This is a genomic window from Shewanella atlantica (genome assembly GCF_003966265.1).
Lineage (GTDB): Bacteria > Pseudomonadota > Gammaproteobacteria > Enterobacterales > Shewanellaceae > Shewanella > Shewanella atlantica.
This window is the reverse complement of record NZ_RXNV01000001.1, coordinates 321,397-341,696: the sequence shown is the minus strand read 5'-3', so window position 1 is coordinate 341,696 and position 20,300 is coordinate 321,397. Positions and strand designations below refer to the sequence as shown.

The 20,300-nt window shown below is 45.7% G+C and carries 13 protein-coding genes; 5 read left to right on the top strand and 8 right to left on the bottom strand.

Annotated features, from left to right (window positions below):
* Nucleotides 1-302: 302 nt before the first annotated feature.
* The 5 genes from EKG39_RS01380 to EKG39_RS01360 all read right to left on the bottom strand — a co-directional run bounded on the left by EKG39_RS01380 (nt 303) and on the right by EKG39_RS01360 (nt 10,360).
* Nucleotides 303-2,504, bottom strand: coding sequence for an OmcA/MtrC family decaheme c-type cytochrome (locus tag EKG39_RS01380; protein WP_126503516.1), 2,202 nt, complete (start codon nt 2,502-2,504; stop codon nt 303-305).
* Nucleotides 2,505-2,985: 481 nt separating this feature from the next.
* Nucleotides 2,986-5,139 carry an OmcA/MtrC family decaheme c-type cytochrome gene (locus EKG39_RS01375; protein ID WP_126503514.1) on the bottom strand — a complete coding sequence of 718 codons (2,154 nt, stop codon included), beginning with the start codon at nt 5,137-5,139 and terminating at the stop codon, nt 2,986-2,988.
* An 81-nt stretch (nt 5,140-5,220) separates the two neighbouring features.
* Nucleotides 5,221-7,152, bottom strand: coding sequence for an OmcA/MtrC family decaheme c-type cytochrome (locus EKG39_RS01370; RefSeq protein WP_185817499.1), 1,932 nt, complete (start codon nt 7,150-7,152; stop codon nt 5,221-5,223).
* 106 nt (nt 7,153-7,258) lie between these two features.
* The gene (locus EKG39_RS01365; protein ID WP_126503510.1) at nt 7,259-9,382 is read right to left on the bottom strand and encodes an MtrB/PioB family decaheme-associated outer membrane protein; all 2,124 of its coding nucleotides are present in this window, start codon (nt 9,380-9,382) and stop codon (nt 7,259-7,261) included.
* Nucleotides 9,383-9,397: 15 nt separating this feature from the next.
* Nucleotides 9,398-10,360, bottom strand: coding sequence for a DmsE family decaheme c-type cytochrome (locus tag EKG39_RS01360; protein ID WP_126503508.1), 963 nt, complete (start codon nt 10,358-10,360; stop codon nt 9,398-9,400).
* Between the two features lie 428 nt (nt 10,361-10,788).
* Between EKG39_RS01360 and EKG39_RS01355 the strand changes: the two genes are divergently transcribed.
* The 3 genes from EKG39_RS01355 (at nt 10,789) to glnS (ending at nt 15,163) form a co-directional block, all read left to right on the top strand.
* Nucleotides 10,789-11,043, top strand: coding sequence for a FeoA family protein (locus tag EKG39_RS01355; protein ID WP_126503506.1), 255 nt, complete (start codon nt 10,789-10,791; stop codon nt 11,041-11,043).
* A complete protein-coding gene (gene feoB / locus EKG39_RS01350) occupies nt 11,036-13,330 on the top strand; it encodes a Fe(2+) transporter permease subunit FeoB (protein ID WP_126503504.1) in 2,295 nt (764 codons plus the stop codon). The genes EKG39_RS01355 and feoB overlap by 8 nt, the downstream gene beginning before the upstream one ends.
* A gap of 162 nt (nt 13,331-13,492) precedes the next feature.
* Nucleotides 13,493-15,163: a glutamine--tRNA ligase gene (gene glnS / locus EKG39_RS01345; RefSeq protein WP_126503502.1), complete on the top strand. Its 1,671-nt coding sequence runs from the start codon at nt 13,493-13,495 to the stop codon at nt 15,161-15,163.
* A gap of 231 nt (nt 15,164-15,394) precedes the next feature.
* On the opposite strand, the gene EKG39_RS01340 is transcribed toward glnS, so the two are convergent.
* Nucleotides 15,395-15,991 carry a Yip1 family protein gene (locus EKG39_RS01340; RefSeq protein WP_126503500.1) on the bottom strand — a complete coding sequence of 199 codons (597 nt, stop codon included), beginning with the start codon at nt 15,989-15,991 and terminating at the stop codon, nt 15,395-15,397.
* A gap of 390 nt (nt 15,992-16,381) precedes the next feature.
* Here EKG39_RS01340 and miaE point away from each other — a divergent pair, with 390 nt between their 5' ends.
* Complete coding sequence (gene miaE / locus EKG39_RS01335) at nt 16,382-17,158, top strand: tRNA isopentenyl-2-thiomethyl-A-37 hydroxylase MiaE (RefSeq protein ID WP_126503498.1); 777 nt, start codon at nt 16,382-16,384, stop codon at nt 17,156-17,158.
* Between the two features lie 76 nt (nt 17,159-17,234).
* Here miaE and EKG39_RS01330 read toward each other — a convergent pair whose 3' ends face one another.
* Both EKG39_RS01330 and EKG39_RS01325 read right to left on the bottom strand, forming a co-directional pair.
* Nucleotides 17,235-17,963 (bottom strand): UDP-2,3-diacylglucosamine diphosphatase, encoded by a 729-nt coding sequence (locus tag EKG39_RS01330; RefSeq protein WP_126503496.1) that lies wholly within the window; start codon nt 17,961-17,963, stop codon nt 17,235-17,237.
* A 9-nt stretch (nt 17,964-17,972) separates the two neighbouring features.
* Complete coding sequence (locus EKG39_RS01325; RefSeq protein WP_126503494.1) at nt 17,973-18,467, bottom strand: peptidylprolyl isomerase; 495 nt, start codon at nt 18,465-18,467, stop codon at nt 17,973-17,975.
* A 328-nt stretch (nt 18,468-18,795) separates the two neighbouring features.
* Here EKG39_RS01325 and cysS point away from each other — a divergent pair, with 328 nt between their 5' ends.
* Nucleotides 18,796-20,175 (top strand): cysteine--tRNA ligase, encoded by a 1,380-nt coding sequence (cysS, locus tag EKG39_RS01320; protein WP_126503492.1) that lies wholly within the window; start codon nt 18,796-18,798, stop codon nt 20,173-20,175.
* The last annotated feature ends 125 nt before the right edge of the window (nt 20,176-20,300 follow it).

The following is a 20,300-nucleotide window of genomic DNA, read 5'->3' as shown; positions in this document are numbered from 1 at the left end:
ACGTAATAGGGGCTTAAAATCTGCAAATCAGCTCTTAATGTGTGACCTAGATCAGGCTATTTATAAAGGGGTATATGGGGGGGGGAGGAAAGCCTAACTTAAATCAATAAAATGCTGATTTTATCGGCATTTAGGTCAATATCTTGTTTGAAATTGATACAAAATTGTTTGTTTTTATGAAAAGAGATTTCTGTATTTCAGATAGTATAAAGGGAGGCAATGCCTCCCTTTATTTATGTAGTGGTGATGCCTTAGGTAATGACTAAGATAATCACCGCTAAAGCGACTTCAATATCACAAGATTAGTGACCGTGAAGTGCCATTACTTTTTCTGGAGTGTGACAAGTCTGACAAGCTTCAGCAGCACGTGTACGTACGTCTTCTGCACTTGTACCATCCAAGATACCACCGTTAGTGACAATGTGTGATTTACCTGCATCACTTAGGTACTTCTGGTGACAGCTTAAGCAAGTACCCGCATCAGATGATACGAAGATACCAGTGCTATCCAATGTCTCCATGTTAGGGTAGTTCCAAACACGCTCTGGAGAGCGGCCTAGCTCAAACCCGTTATCTGTATGACATGTCTTACAGTCAGTTTTAACGACAGTCTTAGAACCAACACCGGCATACTTGAGGTAGTGACCTTCAGCATGGTGTGCCTTGTAAGCGAAGCTTGTTGGCTTGTCAAACTTACCTGAGTTGCGCTCTGACTCTTTGATAGACTTATCAGAAGTGTGGCAAGCCTGACAGTTTACACCGTTAGAGTCATGATAGAACTCGGCGCCATGACAGCTGTGGCACTTAGCATCATCAACGATTGAGCGGCGAGCAACAGCTGGCTCTTCAGATTGACCATTATTCCAGATAAAGCGCATTGGCTCGTCTTGAATGTAGGCTGCTTTTGCGTTGCCGGCAATGGTTACACCATCAGCTTCGTAGCAAGACATAGGCTCAACTAGTGGACGACCATAGCCACCCTTCTTAAAGCATGTCTTAACAACAGGTAGTAGCTCGAAGCTCTTACCATTGATGTCAGCTGGCAGCACTAAGTTTGCACTAACAACACTGAACGTCTTGCTGGCTTCGTCATAAGTTGCCTGAGATGAATCATACAAGCTAATACGACGTTCTGAGTACTTACTACCCGTCTCGTATGCTGGGTAATCGGCATCGACATCCCAAGATACAACGATATATGGGTTTGAGTAGCCTTGCTTGTAGACGAACTCTTTAGCAATTGGTGCACCAGCATCATCGAGAAGCTGTACATCAAAACTCAGGCCTTGACCTTCAGGCTTGATATTGGTGAAAGTTGCTGAATAGTTCTTGCTTACATCATAGGCTTTAGTTGCATCGCCATGAGCTTCTACACCACTGCGAGCATAGCCTTCTTCGATATGACAAGACATACAGTCAGTGCTGCTGTGCATTTGCGAAGGTTTCTCTGTATGACAACCTACACAAGCAGTGTTACTCAGGTTTGCTTTAAACAGATCGGCATTGGCCGGGGCATTTTCGCCCTCGACGTGACAAGCGGCACAATCTGCAGCAGGCTTTTGCGGGAACATCACCTTGCCATAATCATGAACGCCGCCACCGTATCCGATAACCTTGTATGGAGCAGGAACCATGCCTTCAGCTGTGCTGGTCATTCTTTCTTGCCCTTTATGGATCGCATGGATCATAAAGGTAAAGTCGACGCTGTTGCCACTTTCAGGATCGCCTGAAGTACCAGTGTGACAAGATGCACAGTTTTCGATGTTTATACGGCGACCGCCATGAAGTTCGAGACTCTCTGGCTGGTGACAGGTGTAACATGTTTCGATTGAAACTACGTCACGAGTCTGAATGCCTTCGGTAGCACCGCTCGATGGCTGCCAGTCGTAGTTGGCATTTGCTGCGAAGCTTGAAAGCTCAAGTTCCATAGTGGCACGTTGAGTGCTTTCGGCACTGTAAACCACTTCAACAGGCTCGACTACGCTGCCGATATTTTGCTGGAAAGTGTAGGTGTAGGTTCCGTCTTCGTTATCGACGAAACAAGTCTCACAGTCGCCGGCTTTTTCTACATTAGCCTGGAACTGATTCGATGGGTTGATATGTGACTCATCTTCTGGAACCCAGTCCGGATTCGGTGCTTTTTCTGCATTGATATAGGCTTGCCATTGGTAGCCTCTATCAACTTCAGTTTCACCCATCAACTCGGTGACATGGCTCAGTTGAGCGATACCGAAACGTAAGTCGTGATCTTTGGTTAAACCAAGAACGGCGACACCGTTGTCATTTTGAAGCTTGAAATCGACAGTTACGACGCCGGCCTCAACCATTGCGTTTGTAAATACCGCATTGACACTTTTAGCTGCGTCGATGTTAACGCCAACAACGCCATCTTTGCCATCTTCACCATCTTTACCGTCGCTGCCGCAACCGGCAAGTGCAAAAGAGAGTATCCCTGCACTGAGAACAGCCTTGGAGGCTGCGTTGAGGTTAAAATTTTTCATCATGATTATTCCCTGCAATAGTTTTAATCATCACTAAACAAATCTAATTAAGCTCATCTTTATATGAGAGTGATTCTTATTATCAAACCGTTAATAAACAAGTGTTTAGTGTGTGGAATTAATTTCCACCTATAGGCTATCTAAGCAGGGACTTTTTAGCAGGTGTTTTAAGCGCTTTATGTGAGTTATGTCCGACTATTTCTTTAGGGGTAGGATAATCGGACATGTTTTTGAGACAGAACAATAAATATCCCTTTTATTTTAACCATTTTGTTGCAAAATGGTTCAATTAAGGTTCTGTTAATTTTTCAATTATTCGACATGATTTTCTTCATTACCTGGATGTGAGCACTGTTTTGAAAACGTCTGTTACATATGTTGTTGGGTGGTTGGCATTATGGCTCAATCGCCACCCTTTTATCTGGGGCCGATGAATAATTAAAAAGGGAGGCTGGCCTCCCTTTTGATTGGCTAGAGTAGAGCTTTAATTTCCATGTAAGGACATTATCTGCTCAGGTGTATGGCAGGTCGAGCAGGCTTCGCTGGCGCGAGTTCGTACATCCTCTTCACTCGTTCCATCTAAAATACCACCGTTAGTCGTGATATGGCTGGCGCCGGCATCACTTAGGTATTTTTGATGACAAGTTAGACAGGTTCCCGCATCCGATGAGACCCAGATGTCCGAACCTGTGACTTTATGGCCAAAGCGCCAAACTCGCTCGCTCGCGCGACCCAATTTTATGCCGTCATCGGTGTGACAGGTCATACAATCCGTTTTTAACACAGTTCCTGATTGCACGCCTGCATACTTGAGATAGTGTCCCTCTGCCCCGTGGGCTTTATAGGCGAAGCTGGTCGGCTTCTTACCGCCGGGATAGGTATCATCTGACTTAGTGGTTTTGTCCGATGTGTGGCAGGTTTGGCAGTTGACGCCGTTATCATAATGGAACACCTCCTGATTATGGCAACCCTGACACTTAGCCGTGTCTATGATGCTGCGGCGCATGGCGGCCTGACTGTCAGGATCCATACCCGTTTCTGACCATACAAAGTGGTAAGGTTTATCTTTGACTTCGATAGAGCGTGTATTGTCAGAGCACTCAGTCATCACTACTTCGGCAACGCCGTAGCCTCCCTTGTTAAAGCAAACCTCGACGGCAGACCAGAGTTCGAAGGTTTTTCCATCGGCATCTACAGGCATATCGAAGTTATTGCCTGTGATGGTGAAGATTTTTAAGTTTTCGTCGTATGTACCCTCGCTGAGCCTGATGCGACGATTGCTGTAGGAGGCATCATTGTATGCCGGATAGTCTTTGTCACTGTCCCAGGCTACGATAACGCGAGTGCTCTGATTGATAAATTCGCCGGCAATCGCGGCACCGTCAGCGTCAAGAATGCGCAGATCGAATTTTATTTTTCCATCGCTACTTAATCCGATATTACTGAATTCAACGGCCATCGCCCCGGCGTCGTTATAGGCCTTCATTACATCAAGATGACGTTTCTCTGCACTACCGGTTCCAGGATAAGTATCGGTTGAATTGTGGCAACCCATACAGTTAGTGCTGCTATGATTTTGAGACGGTTTTTCGGTGTGGCAACCGATACAAGCTGTATTGCTGAGATCGGCTTTGAACAGATCTGCATTAGCCGGTGCACCTTCTCCTTCCACGTGACAGGTGCTGCAATCGGCGGCGGGGCCTTGCGGATACATCACCTTGCCGTAATCATGAATGCCTCCGCCATAACCTATGATCTTATAGGGGGCCGGCACCATGCCATCGGCTGTACTTGTCATCCTGTCTTTGCCTTTATGAATCGCATGGATCATATAGGTAAATTCGACACTATTTCCACTCTCTGGATCGCCGGAGGTCGAGGTATGACAAGATGCGCAGTTTTCAATCGCGATTCTCCGTCCTCCGTGAAGTGCCAGACTCTCGACCTGATGACAGGTATAGCAGGCCTCAATGGCAACAACATCCCGGGTTTGAATACCTTCACTGGTATCAGAGGAGGGCTGCCAATCCAGAAAGGCATTAGCCGTTACCTGAGGAAGCTCAAGTTCGAGGGTCGCCCTTTGAGTTGAGTCGGCGTTATAAGTAATCGCTAAGGGAGTTGTCACCTCTGCAATATTTACCTGATATGTGTAGGCATAACTGCCATCACCATTATCGAGGAAACACTCATCACAATCGGCGGCTTTTTCAACATTGGCCTGATATTGATTTGAGGGTTTGATGTGTGACTCACCTTCAGGGATCCAATCCGGGTTAGGTGCCTTCTCAGCATTGATATAGGCTTGCCAATGAAAGCCCCTATCTGCTTCGCTTTCGCCCATGGTTTCACTGATTCTGGTGAGCTGGGCAACACCGAAGCGTAAGTCATGATCTTTGGTCAGCCCCAGTACCGAGACACCATTGGCATTCGTCAGATCAAAATTAATGGTGACCAGGCCATCGGCGACCATAGCTTTAGTGATATTGGCTGACAATGTCGCCGTAGAATCGATATTTACGCCTATTACGCCATCTTTTCCATCTTCCCCGTCTTTACCGTCGCTTCCACAACCAAACAGCAGGGTAGAGCAAGTCAGCGCAATTAAACTTAGCGTCGAGCTTTTTCTTTTTATATCCATAATTTAGCGTTCCATTTTTGCATCATCAAGGGGGAGGTCGCTTATCAATTCATTGCATAAGCGCCAAGCATATGATTCTTATTAGTTAATGGGGTGAACTTTTAATATATCCGCCGGAGCACCTGCGCCGTGACAAGTGCTGCAGCTTTCAGTACCTGCTGTCGCATCAGCCTCACTGCCCATAAATACGGCTCCCTGTTGAGTCATATGATTTCGGGCTGTGTCATTGAAGTGACAATCACTGCAGATAGCTGCGGTTGCACTGGTAAACGTACCGTTATCTATGGCTAAAGGTCTGACCCCTGAATACAGGGGCAGGGACGCGCTGAGCAGTCCATTGTCATCACTGGTGTGGCACTGAGCACAATTACCAATCTGTCCCGGATAGTTGAGAGTTTCATAGCCTTCACGTTGTGCACTGTGGAGCGAATGGATCAGATGCTTGTAGTCTGCTGTGGAAACCGACGGATTAGATGCAGTAGCATCGGCCGTCATGTTTGGGTTATGACAAAGCTGACACTGACCTTCAAGGTCGTTGCGTGCGCCGTGGAAGTTCAGCTCCTGTACGCCATGACAACTGCCACAAGTGCCGTTAGTTACCACGACTCTTCTTCCTGTGTCCGTCAATTCAGCTGCAGAGAAGAACTGATGACTCGATTTAATATTAACTGTCGAGAACTGCTCCTCTTCACAATTACCTAACTCTCCTTGTGATGAACAGAGCTTACCCTGAATGGCTAATGTGCCATTATCGGACTCGGTTCCGGCGGGAATAGTCAGACCGCTGATTGCATAGGTGTAAGTTCCATTACTGCCTGAAATGGGGGAGCTGTTCTGCAGCTTGATCGATTTAGCCGAAGGGGCGTAATCGAAGCTGGTACCCCAATTCCCATAGACGCGAAGATCGTCGATAAAGTCGAGCTTATCGGCGCTATCAAGATACACCGTATTGGTTGCCGGATTAGTCAGCGTGATGCTAAAGGTTACAGTGTTGCCAGTAAGACTCGCACTGACAAGGTTAGCGTTAAACTGTGCCAATGCTTCATCATCACCACCATCATTGTGGATGCTAGCCGTCCAGTCAGAGTTGTGACAGGCGACACAGTTACTGTTATCCGTTTGCGCCGGGTGTCCCTCGCCTGCGGGGAAATTAATATTGGTATGACATGAGCCACAGGCTTCCATACCCGGAACCCGTGCCCAGTTCATGTTTTCGGTCAAGGTTTCATCTGCTACGTGGCAGGTTTGGCAATTAGCCAGGTCTCCGGGAAAGCCGGTCAGATGTTTAGTGTGGATCATCTGCGGGAAAATGTTGTCAGGGTTACTCACCCTATCGGCATTGTGACAGGTTACACAGGTCTCGACTTCATTGTACTTCTCGAAACCAGAAGGGCCGTGAAAAGCCAAGTCGTTATGGCAGGTGTTACATGTCTCGATGGCAATAAGGTTGCGAGTATAGGCGGGCTCTCCGCTGTCGCTCCAGTCGAAGTGTTGGTTGGTTATCGGTAGCGAAGTGCCATCGGGCAGGGCGTCTCCGCCAATTTTGATGATCATCCTCTGGGTTGAACCGGGCAGATAGCTGACATCATTTAAACCATCAAATGCAGCACTGAACGTATAGCTGTAGTTGCCATTTTTATGATCGACCAGTTCACCCGTACAGGTCGATGTACAGCTTTCAGAGGTAAAGTACTGCCATTGGCTGCCGTTACCGGCATTGGTATAACCTTGGGGAAGAAGTTGAGCAGCAATATATGTGCCCGTAGCTACGCCCACTACCGGTTCATCGTCCTCATTGCTAACGCGGTAGTTTACCGTTGCAATACCCGCATCGGTTGTAACATCACTGATATCAACTACTAATGTGGAAATATCATTCGCCGGTGGGCCGCCGGGTTCACCGGGGTTACCCGGAGCTCCATCATCTCCGCCACACGCTGCAAGGATCATTGTTAAGGTTAATGGTATTAATCTGTACAGGCTCACCATGTTGGACTTTGTGCTTTTATTCATCATCTCTTCCTTGGAATCTGTGCTAATTCTGTTCTTTCTAAATCATATGTTTCCAAAAATGCTTTTATCCGGGAGCCCTGTTATTCAGGGCTCGAAAAACGTCAGACTAAAGTTGGTAACTCAGGGTCAAGCCAAGGTAGTGGGCGCTATAATCGTGGCTGAGAGAGCCGAAGGTCAGTACATTAGGTATTGCGTCCAATGAGAGCCCCTGGTTACTCCAGTCGGCATCTTCATATTGTTCAAATATCCAATCGATGCGAATTGCCATCTTTTCACTGAATCGATAGTCGGCAAATGCATTGATATTGTGTTTAGTCGAGAAATAATCACCGTAGGGAGATGTGAAACCCTGAGTTATCTCTGTGTCGCTCTGGCCATCTGAATAGTTGTAATCGAGACCGAGAGAGAGCTTACTATCCATAAGATTTTGATATTGCACCCCTGCGCCGACGAGCGTGGATCGCTCATCTGAATTGGCATACCAGTTTGCACTACCGAAATTACTGCTACCGGCCTGTTCGCTATCGCGCCAATCCTGGTTTAAAAAGGCATTTATGCTTAGGTCTTCATCGATCAGGTACTGAGCCGAGATGTCATAACCTGATGTTGTAACGTCGGTAAGTCCTACGTTCGTATCGGTATAATCGTCCTGACTATAGTGCAGGTTGGCGCTGGCAGATAAGGCTCCTGAGCCACTATAATCGGCCTGTAAACGGTATTCCTGATGCTCCCTGTCGGCGAGGTAGGACTTTCTTAAGAAAGGATTGTTGTTGCTCGATGTCGTGGTCACGGCTCTGTATTCGCTACCACTTCTATCCTTTATTTCCGCTTTAAAGCCAAAAGCCCATGCCTGGGAAGGGCGATAACTGAGCCTACCGTATATCCCTGATTCTTGCAGAGTTTCCCTGTCGAGATCGCTGTACTTGTTATGATCGTAACGGTAACCCGTATCAAGGTAGATGTTTCGGGTAAATCGATATTTAGCCGCGAAAGAAGCTTTCTGTCTGGTTCGATCATATTCCGGGTTGGTAGCAGTCCCAGCATAATAGCTGTCTGTGACAACCTGAGGCATATTCAGTACTTGTGCCTTGTTATCTCTGTCTTTATAGTCGTAGGCTGCGCGCACGCTGAGTTCACGTGTAATTCGTCCGGTATACTTAAGCGTCATCTCTATCATATCGACCTGCCCATCCAAATCGGATTGCGGCAGGGAAGGAGATGGACCATTTATGGTTGCCGGGAGAAAGGTTTCATCTTGGCTGAAACGGCTAAAGCCGGTTTGCATCAGTATCTGATGTCCATTGCCGCCCAGCTGAGCATTAGCGGCGATTCGGTAGGCTTTATTATCGGACGATGACGCACTTTGTCCTCGATATGCCGCACCAAAAGTAGGAGTGAAGGCTGACTGCCAGTTGATGGCGTCATGATCATTGTTGTAATGACTTAATGTGGCATCGATACCGGCTAACCAGTTAGCACCATTAAAGTAGATTTTAGCCCCCAGATTATCGGTCGAATCGTCGATGGGCTGGGCCAGCATGGCACTGTTGGTCAGTAAGTTACCACTGAACGTCCGCTTACCTTTACGCGCTTCATGTTGATAATCAAGCTCTGCTTTATAGAAGCTGCCTATATAACCTGCGCCGAGGTTAAATCTATCGCGTTGAGTCTTGAGTGCGACCGGATTAGCACTGTTAAACAGTTCCGTCATTTGCACTGTTGTAGCACCTGTTTGCCAATTATCAGGCAAATTCATCTTATCGCCATCAATCATATAGGGTGTTAATGCACTGTTTGTATCGTAGTTAGCGATTCCCCTATAGCCTAAGATAATTTCATAATGTCCCGGCGTTCCGGTAGATACTCGGGCTCTGCCATTATCATATCCAAGCTTATCGGCTTCGATGCGGGTCTGGTACCCGGATTCATTTTTTAACAAAAGGTCGGCTTCCAGATGGCCAACCACTCCGTCTTCATCTGTGCCGCTGGTATTACCAAATCGGCTATCGGTTCCGTCGTTATAGGCGATGCCGGCACCGATCGTTCCCCTCGTGTCAGTCGATACACTGCAGCGTTTACATTGCCATTTATCCAGCTTTACGGCCGCACGATTAGCCTGTGATAAACCATAACCATCTGCGTATGCCGGTGACAATAAGCTGGCTATAGCCATGGCGAGCAGACTCAGTTTTATTGGTAAGGGCTCAAGATTTAAAATTCGGTTATTCATGTTTATCACTCCCAATTAGCGCTGCAGCAGCTTGCCGGACGGATGGTTAGAACCATGAACCTGACTGTGACAGTTCATACAGCTCTGCCCGGCAGTAAAGGCATTATTTGAATTGGCAAAAACGGCATTTGAAGCGTGGCCATCCGAGGCATGACACTGTTGACACAGTTGAGGGGGCTTACTGATGAGCATATCTTCGTTAACGCTGCCATGTGGGTTATGACAATTCGCGCAGTTATCACTTACCGGTGAATGCTCCCACAACTTTGGACCACGCTTTTCGGCATGACAGGAGTAGCAGTTCTCGTTAACACTCATCTGTTTAAGGTTCGAGTCACTTAAACTTCCATGTGGGGTATGACAGTCACTACAGACCATCTGTTGCCACTTCAATGGATGAGACGAGCGTTTATGAATATCGGCTTTTTGTTGGGTATGACAGGAGCTACACACTTCGACTTCTGTCTTGCGGTCACTGATTGGATCGTTACCAGTATGAACTGAGTGACAGCTGCTGCAGCTTACATCGGCGTTGTCATGGTGATTACCACTCCATGCCATACGTTGTTCGTCATTATGACAACTGAGGCAGACGCTGTTTTGTTTTTGAGCGGGAACGGGAGAGTTGGCTCCGAATGTGATCATGGGCTCCTTGCCGCCGCGATTGTGTTTACCCAGAGGTCCGTGACAAGCTTCGCATTGAAGATCGGCCATGGGAGAGCCGCTAATGTCAGGATTTCCGTGAACACCATCGAACAAGGCCATCACATCGCTACTCTTTCGGTGACACATAAGGCAAGAGTCCGCACCTTTTGGTGAGTATTTTCCTTCGACAAATTTACTGTCGAGAATAGCTTCAACTTCGGCTGGGTCTTTGTCATCCCATGGCGCGGCCAATATATTGAAACTCATTGTTGTTAAAACAAATAAAAGGAAGACAACGACCTCTTGTTTGAACTTAGCTGATTCCATGTTCATCACCACACATCCTGAGCGCTTAAAATGCTATTAATAGTTATATTAGTAATTTAGTTAATTGCTAATGTTGAATGGTAGAACATTCTCACTACAAATGGATAACATTTTCATCAGATCACCCAGCTAAAGAGTGCTGATTTAGAAGGTAAAAAAGAAAGTGTGATCTTGATCACGTTAAAGGTGTGTGGCTACATCTATCATTTCTCGCGGAGTAATAATCATTCTCACTTGCGGTTGAGGATGAGAGTGAATTGCTTTTAAAAGTGTATTAGTTGAGACTTTTGTCACATAATACATAATACAATTGAAAACTATTCTCGTTTTCACTACGAAACATTGATCTAGGTAAAGTTATTCTGGTTTTGCCTCCGTTAGAATTGATCCGAGTTTAAGAATTATTAAGACCTGTTGAAAGGTAATTGAGCATAATGAAATTAAGCGATTTAAATCCCGGCGAACACGCCACTATTTCAGAGGTAGGTCAATTAAGTTTGCCTTCCGTTGTTAAGCGTAAGCTTCTTTCCATGGGGATCACGCCAAACACCTCCTTCTTGATGATCCGAAAAGCACCGATGGGCTCGGGACTCGAGCTCGATATCAGAGGTAGTAAGTTGTGTATGCGTCGTGATTTAGCAGACGTAATTGATGTAGAAAGAGTAGAGGTGGAAACAGCCAATGCCTAAGCAATTTCATTGTGTCACCGTCGGTAACCCTAATGCGGGAAAATCGACACTGTTTAATGCACTGACCGGTGCAAACCAACAAGTAGGTAACTGGTCTGGTGTGACGGTAGAAAAGAAGACTGGTTTATTTACCCTTAATGGCGCCGATGTCTACCTTACCGACCTTCCGGGGATCTATGACCTGCTTCCGGCTGGCAGCAGCTGTGATTGTTCTTTGGATGAACAGATTGCCCAACAGTACCTTGCTGATCAACAAGTTGATGGCATCATCAACCTTGTCGATGCGACGAATATTGAAAGACATCTCTACTTAACTGTACAGCTTCGCGAACTTGGGATCCCAATGGTCGTGGTGCTCAATAAAATCGATGCAGCAAAGAAACACGGTATCGAGGTCGATGCGCAGAAGATGGCGCTTACATTAGGTTGTCCGGTTGTCAGTGTCTGTTCCCGTGATGAAGCCGACATCGACAAAGTTAAAGCGCAAGTGGTCGATCTACTTGAAGGCAGAGTGTCTGAAGCACCTCTGGTGCTTGATTATGATTCACAAATTGAGACTGGTGTTAAATCATTATTGAATAATGATGAAAACCTGAGCCGCGGGCGTGCCCTTGCTATGTTAGGTAATGGTTTAGGCTGTGGTAAGTGTAAAAATGGTCAGATGTTAGACGAAGTCAACCAATGCTCTGAGTCATTATCCAGTCAGGGTAAAGATATCGAGATCATGGTGGCGACGACGCGCTTCGATTTTGTTCAGAATGTTTATACTTCATCTGTAAATGCTAATGGCGCAGAAACCCTAAGCGATAAGTTGGATAAGATCATCCTTCATCCCGTAGCCGGCGTGCCCGTTTTCTTGTTTGTAATGTACTTGATGTTTATGTTCAGCATCAATGTCGGTAGCTCATTCATCGATTTCTTCGATATTACCGCCGGTGCCATCTTTGTCGATCACTTAGGTGCACTGATGTCTGGTATGGGATCTCCTACCTGGTTAGTGACTATCATCGCTGGTGGTATCGGGCAAGGCATTCAAACGGTAGCAACATTTATTCCGGTTATCGCTGCTCTGTTTCTGGCGCTATCGGTCCTGGAAGGTTCCGGGTACATGGCTCGTGCGGCGTTCGTTGTCGATGGCTTGATGCGCAGAATTGGCCTTCCCGGTAAAGCGTTTGTTCCTATGATTGTTGGTTTCGGCTGTTCGGTTCCTGCCATTATGGCAACCCGAACCCTGGGCAGTGAGCGTGAGCGTATTGTGACCGGCATGATGGCGCCATTTATGTCATGTGGTGCTCGCCTGCCTGTTTACGCCCTCTTTGCTGCGGCTTTCTTCCCTGAGTCTGGACAGAACCTGGTATTCCTGCTTTACATCATAGGTGTATTAGCAGCCGTAGGGACAGGCTTATTGCTTCGTTCTACATTGTTGCCGGGAAGCAGTAGTGCCGTTGTTATGGAGCTTCCTAGCTACGAGAAGCCAAAATTCAAGACAGTGATGAACCGTACCGGTAAGCGTACCAAGAGCTTTATCATGGGCGCGGGTAAAACCATTGTCATCGTTGTTACGCTTTTGAACTTCGTCAACGCTATTGGTATCGACGGTTCATTCGGCCATGAAGATAGCTCAGAGTCAATCTTGAGTGTGGCTAGTCAAAAGGTTACCCCTCTGTTTGCGCCAATGGGTGTTGAGCAGGATAACTGGCCTGCTACTGTCGGTATCATTACCGGTATTTTCGCTAAAGAAGCCGTTGTTGGTACCTTAAACAGCTTATACAGCACACCAAGTGATGGTGAAGAAGAGTTGGCACCTTTGTCTGATACCTTCAGTGAAGCGCTGGCTACTATTCCTGAGAACCTGTTTGGTATTGCGCCTGACGATCCACTGTCAATTTCAGTGGGTGATGTATCATCGATAGAAGCGGCTTCTGAAGAGTTAGAGGTTGATACATCGACATTCACTGCCCTTCAGGCTGGCTTCTCAGGCGTGATAGCAGCGTTTGCTTACTTATTGTTTATTTTGTTATACACACCTTGTGTTGCCGCTATGGGAGCCTTGGTTGGCGAGTTTGGCGGACGCTGGGCTGCTTTTGCCGGAACCTGGACGTTTGGTTTAGCCTACGGAACGGCAACAATCTTCTATCAGGCAGCAACCTTTAGCGCTCACCCGTTACAGTCAAGCCTCTGGATAGGCTTCTTTGTGACCGCATTAGTTGTTTTCTATGTTTGGTTAAAGCAGAAAGCTAAGCGTAGTCAGACGATCATTCCAGGTATAAAAATCATTACTGAATAATCTTTAACAGGTTCATGGTTTAAAAAGCAGCGATTATTCGCTGCTTTTTTGTTTTATCATGCTTTGTTTGTTATTTTTATACATCAGCCGTTGTATCTCGCTCTGAGATATAGGATCATCTTTTTAATTACATCAATATCATCGTTCTTTAAGAGGAATCACATGAGTCATGTGGACAGCGAAGTACGTCCAAGTAACTTCATTCGTAACATCATAGATGAAGATCTTGAAAGCGGTAAACACACAAGTGTACATACCCGTTTTCCACCAGAGCCGAACGGCTTTCTTCATATTGGTCACGCTAAATCTATCTGCCTGAATTTTGGTATAGCGCAAGATTATAAAGGCCTATGTAATTTACGTTTCGATGATACCAATCCTGAAAAGGAAGATATCGATTATGTACATTCGATTCAAGATGATGTGAAGTGGCTGGGCTTTCAGTGGGATGGTGAGATCCGTTATTCATCGAACTACTTCGACCAGCTACACCAATACGCCCTTGAGCTGATCAATAAAGGGTTGGCGTATGTCTGTTTCCTTAATAGCGAAGAGACTCGTGAATACCGCGGCACATTAAAAGAGCCGGGTAAGAACAGCCCTTATCGAGATACCTCAGTTCAGGAGAACCTTGAGCTGTTCGAAAAGATGCGTAAAGGTGAATTCAAAGAGGGTGAGTGCGCACTGAGAGCCAAAATTGATATGGCTTCCTCTTTCATGTGCATGCGCGATCCTGTGATTTATCGCATTCGTTTTGCTCACCATCACCAGAGTGGCGATAAGTGGTGCATCTACCCGATGTACGATTTTACCCACTGTATCTCAGATGCGATAGAAAATATCAGTCATTCTCTGTGTACATTGGAGTTTCAGGATAATCGCCGTCTTTATGATTGGGTACTCGATCAGTTAGATGATTTTCAAGCACCGAACAGAACACGTCAGTATGAATTCTCCAGATTGAATTTAGAATACACATTGATGTCAAAGCGTAAGCTAAATGATCTGGTGGTTCGTGACATCGTTCATGGTTGGGATGATCCGCGTATGCCAACGATTGCCGGCCTTCGTCGCCGTGGTTATACCTCGGCTTCTATTCGTGAGTTTTGCAAGCGAATTGGTGTGACCAAGCAAGAGAACATGATCGAAGTCGGTATGCTGGATGCCTGTATTCGTGAAGAGCTAAATGAGCATGCTCCGCGAGCTATGGCTGTCATTAATCCTGTTAAAGTGATTATTGAAAACTACCCTCAAGATCAGCTTGAAACTATCAGTGCTCCCGTTCACCCTAGCAATGAAGAGATGGGTAAACGTGAGTTGGCATTTGGTCGTGAACTGTTTATCGATGCCGCCGATTTCCGTGAAGAAGCTAATAAAAAGTACAAGCGTCTGGTACAAGGTAAAGAAGTGCGTCTTCGTAACGCTTATGTTATTAAGGCCGAACGATGCGACAAGGATGCTGAAGGTAATATTACCACCATTTACTGTACTTATGACGATGAGACTCTGGGCAAGAACCCAAGTGATGGACGTAAGGTCAAAGGTGTTATTCACTGGGTAGAAGCCAGCACGGCAAAGCCTGCTGAATTCCGCCTTTATGATCGTCTGTTTACCGATGCGAACCCGGCAGCTGCGGAAACAATAGATGAAGTGTTGAATCCAGACTCTTTAGTTGTTACTCACGGATTGGTCGAAGCGGGTCTTACCAATGCCGAAGTTGAGAAGGCTTATCAGTTTGAGCGTGAAGGCTATTTCTGCGCGGATAATAAAGATTCTACGCCTGAGAGCTTGGTCTTTAACCTAACTGTCGCGTTAAGAGACTCATCTCAGTAACGGTTAGTTGCTTTAAAAATTGATGCATTAAAAAGGCTTTATGTACTCCCTAAAGCCTTTTTTGTATTCTGTTGCTACGAGCTACGAGCTACGAGCTACGAGCTACGAGCTACGAGCTACGAGCTACGAGCTACGAGCTACGAGTAATAGATTCGCCGCACTTTGCTCCGTGCGCGACTCGAAGCTTTCTTAGCTTTGTCTTTAGCTCGCTACTGCTTCCTCGCACCTTCTTTATTGATACATAGGGCCTAATCCGAAACTCCACAGAATAACGCTCGTTGCCATAAGCGCTACCAGTAGTACTAAACCTGCGGTGACTACCGAACTGGCGTAGATAAACCCCTTCTCCTCAGGAATGTTCATAATGATAGGCACTCCCGTATAGAGCAGATAAACAGAATAGGCCAAACCAATTAAGCCTACGACCATCATAAACCAGAGTGCAGGGTACAAAGAAGCGAGTCCAACCATAAACAGCGGTGTTGCTGTATAGGCCGCAAGTTCAAGGGCTTGAGTATAGCTGGGTGTAGCATCGAAAGTCTTTGCCATCCAGAATGCAAGGTATGCTAATGCGAAAACACCTGCAATCAAGCCAAAATACATACTCACCGACATGACTAATGCACTTTGTTGGGTCAGAAATAGTGGCTCACCAACGCCTAAGTTCCAACCTATTTGGGTGGCGGCGATAAATGTGCAGATCACGGGAATGAGTGCAACGAGTAATACATGGCTAAGACTACTTTTTAGTGCTTCATGGCTTTTTTCAATGGTATGCCATTCTTGTTTAGGATGAGTGTATAGCCCCATTAAGTGATTTAATATCATTATAATTATCCTTGTTCAGCTGTAACTTATGCTCGCCAAACTTCAGACGAACCTATATGCCTTTTGGCCTATTTCCCAAAGACCTTTCGGCTCACGATACTCAGTGCATACAAAGTCGTGCTAAAAAACACGTCAGGTATATGTTTATTTATTGAACATAAACGGCTAAGAGTCAAGTAAGCATTGATTTTGATTTTGTTTATGGTAGGAACTCGCCGGGCAAAGCTGATAAAATACAATGCGGGCTTTGTGCTGAGTTTATGTTGAAAGATGAAAGAGGGTTAACAGCTAGTTCTATATAAACTGTTACTTCAGTATCAACGGTTATTTCAGTATCTAGAGAGCCTTCAAGATAAGTACTATTGGTTGAATTTACGATTAGAGAGAGATATGCAGCAGTTATTAGCCCCGATAGATGCTTTTTTAAAGTGTTCGACTCCCGACAGTTGGATTCAAGAAGCGATAAAGCCAGAGAATCTTGCAACATTGCTTATCGATCATTGTAATTGTGAGCTTAAGGCTGCCCAGACGGGGATGTTTTTCGTACGCAAGTATGCCCTGGACCAGAGGAGTGGCCAGCAGATGCTTGACTGGGCAAAACCCTATGAGCAATTTGTTTATGGCAAAGAGCGGGATATCGCTCAGTTTTTAGATCGTGATAGCAAGAAAAATGATTTCACAGGTGGATTTACCGCTAAACAGAGCTTCGAACATGGGCCCGTATTGATTGCAAAAATGGTTCGATTAATCAAAGAGGAGTTTCACCATTTTGAGCAGGTATTGGAGATCATGCATGACAGGGAGATCCCCTATCAAAACATGAGAGCCGGTCGCTATGCTAAGGAGATGATGAAGATGGTTCGCACCCATGAACCTGCCGCATTAATCGACAAGTTGATTATAGGTGCATTTATCGAGGCCCGCTCATGCGAGCGATTTGCTAAGTTGGCGCCCCATTTAGATGAAGTGCTGAACAAATTTTATGTTTCACTGTTACGCTCTGAGGCGAGACACTACCAAGACTATCTGCAACTGGCTGAGACTTTTGCAGGTGGAGATATCAGTGACCGTATCGAGGCGATTGCAAAACATGAGGCTCATCTAATCTCTTCAATTGATGACGAGTTTAATTTTCATAGCGGTGCGCCGGCATTAGCGAGGGCTTAACGCGTCGGGTGGACGGTTCCCTATTGAGGCTTAGCTGTATAGATCTAGAAGATAAAGGGCTGAAACTTCAATAGGGTTATTTCTCGAAAGGAATTACAGATAGGTCTAACTTGTTTGCCGATACGCTTAATACACTGGCTTGTTCATACCAGTCCCCAACGACGATACGCTTGCGTGTGATACCCGAGCTCGATTTCATCTCGTGAATATCGGGTCTGTGAGTGTGTCCGTGGATCATCTGCACCGTCTGTGTGCTATCAAGAAGCGCTGATACAGCCTCCTGTTCGACATCCATGATGGATACATTTTTTTGCATATTGCTTTGGGTACTTTTACTTCTGATATTGCGCGCAATGTTTTTTCTGGTGTCTCGGGGGAGGTGAGAATAAATCCATTTTGCAAGCTTGAGGTTTCTGAATCGTCTGAACCTTTGGTAAGCCTTATCCAGTGTACACAGGCTATCGCCATGGAGAATAACGGTTGGCACGCCGTACAAATCAATACAATGGGTTTCTGGTAATAAGGTCATTCCGGCTTTATTTGCGTACTCTTTGCCCAGAAGGAAGTCACGATTTCCGTGAATGTAGTAGACGGGCATACTCTTGGATAAGCGATAAAGCTTTTTAGCCAAGTCGATAGCGAAAGGTTCGGCCAGATCATCACCAATCCAGACTTCGAACAGGTCACCTAAAATGTACAGGGCTTGAACATCATCAAGCTGGTTATCGAGAAAATCGTTAAATGCACGAGTAATATCAGGGCGATCAGCACTTAAGTGCAGATCGCCAATAAAAAGTGTTCGCATTAAACTGACTTATTCAGCAATGGTTACTTTTTCAATGATAACCGCTTCAAGAGGGACATCTTGATGCATGCCACGGTTGCCGGTGCTTACAGCCTTGATCTTATTTACAACATCCATGCCTTCAGACACTTTGCCGAATACACAGTAACCCCAGCCTTGAGCCGATTCAGATTTGAAATCAAGGAAAGTGTTATCGTTGATGTTGATAAAGAACTGAGCCGTAGCTGAATGCGGATCTGAGGTTCTCGCCATTGCGATCGTACCAGTCACATTTGAAAGACCGTTATTTGCTTCGTTCTTGATAGTTTCATTGCAACGCTTTTGAGCCATATCTTCAGTGAAACCGCCACCTTGTACCATGAAGCCGTCGATTACACGATGGAAGACAGTACCGTCGTAAAAACCATCTTTTACGTAATTGATAAAGTTTTCAGCAGTAATTGGTGCCTTTTCTGCGTCCAGTTCTAGCGTAATGTCACCGTGGTTGGTGTGAAGAGTGATCATGTTTTGATTCTCAGTAAGTTTAGCAATAATAAATTGTGGCTGGATTCTAACGCAATTGCCATATCGCATAAAGAGCCAAGCATAATTAATAGCTATGATGGTGAGTCGAAAAGCACCAGTTGACAGTCATTACTGTGCCGAGAACAGGTCTTGCCAGACTGCTTAAACAAATCTGTGCTCAATCATTCACATCTGGCTAAAACTGTTGGAAGCAATACTGTGCGATGATAGACTTACCGGCTAATTTAATTGTTATACCCAAACGCCCTCTAAATGCAGGATTCAACATTTTGAAGTGGCTTGGGTATATTTGCTGAAGAGAATATCGATGTTGAAGCTATACAACAGTCTGACCCGCCAAAAAGAGGAATTCAAACCATTACAGCCAGGAAAAGTTGGCATGTATGTGTGTGGGATAACCATCTATGACCTTTGTCATATTGGTCACGGTCGTACTTTTGTCTCTTTCGACATGATAGTGAGATACCTGCGTTACTCAGGGTATGATGTGAACTTTCTTCGCAACATTACTGATGTTGACGACAAGATCATTAAGCGTGCTAACGAAAATAAAGAGAGCTGTGAGTCATTGACCGAACGTTTGATTGGCGAGATGCATCGTGATTTTGATGCGCTTAACATGAAACGTCCGGATTTTGAGCCAAGAGCGACGTTACACATACCTGAGATAATCGATATGGTTGAAAAACTTATCGAGAAAGAACACGCCTATGTGTCAGATAATGGCGATGTCTTGTTCAGTGTCTCTTCATTCCCTGAGTACGGTCGTTTATCGGGACAAAACCTTGAGCAGTTACAAGCCGGTGCTCGCGTAGAAGTCGAAGACACTAAACGTGACCCAATGGATTTTGTGCTTTGGAAGATGTCAAAGCCCGGCGAACCTACCTGGGAATCACCTTGGGGACCGGGTCGCCCTGGTTGGCACATTGAATGTTCAGCAATGAATTCAAAGCATTTAGGTCAACATTTCGATATTCATGGTGGTGGCTCAGATCTTCAATTCCCGCACCATGAGAATGAAATTGCCCAGTCTTGCTGTGCTCACAATACACCGTATGTAAATTACTGGATGCATACTGGTATGGTGATGGTCGATAAAGAGAAGATGTCTAAGTCGTTAAACAACTTCTTCACTATCAGGGATGTTTTAGAGCACTATGATGCGGCTACCGTAAGGTACTTCCTGTTATCTGGCCATTATCGCAGCCAACTGAACTACTCAGAAGATAATCTTAAGCAGGCAAAGTCGGCGCTTGAGCGCCTCTATACATCACTCAAAGGCTTAGACCTGACGGTTGAAGCAGCACCAGGCGCTGAGTATGTCGCTAAGTTTAAGGTTGCAATGGATGATGATTTTAATACGCCTGAAGCTTACTCTGTGCTGTTTGAGATGGTTCGAGAGATAAACCGCCTAAAAGAATCCGACAATGCTAAAGCATCCTCACTTGGTGTGAAACTTAAAGAGCTTGCCGATGTATTAGGTATTTTGGATCAGGATGTCGATACTTTCTTTAAAGGAGAAGGCAGCTCAGACGAAGTGGCGGAGATCGAAGCCCTGATTGTCGAACGTAACAGAGCGAGAGCCGAGAAAGATTGGCCCGCTGCCGATGTTGCCCGAGATGGCTTGAATGCCCTTGGCGTTATCTTAGAAGACGGCCCGGATGGAACAACCTGGCGCAAGAAGTAAAGTTAACACTTAATGATAAAAAAGCCTGCATCTGCAGGCTTTTTTGTATGCTTTCGTAGCTCGTAGCTCGTAGCTCGTAGCTCGTAGCTCGTAGCTCGTAGCTCGTAGCTCGTAGCTCGTAGCTC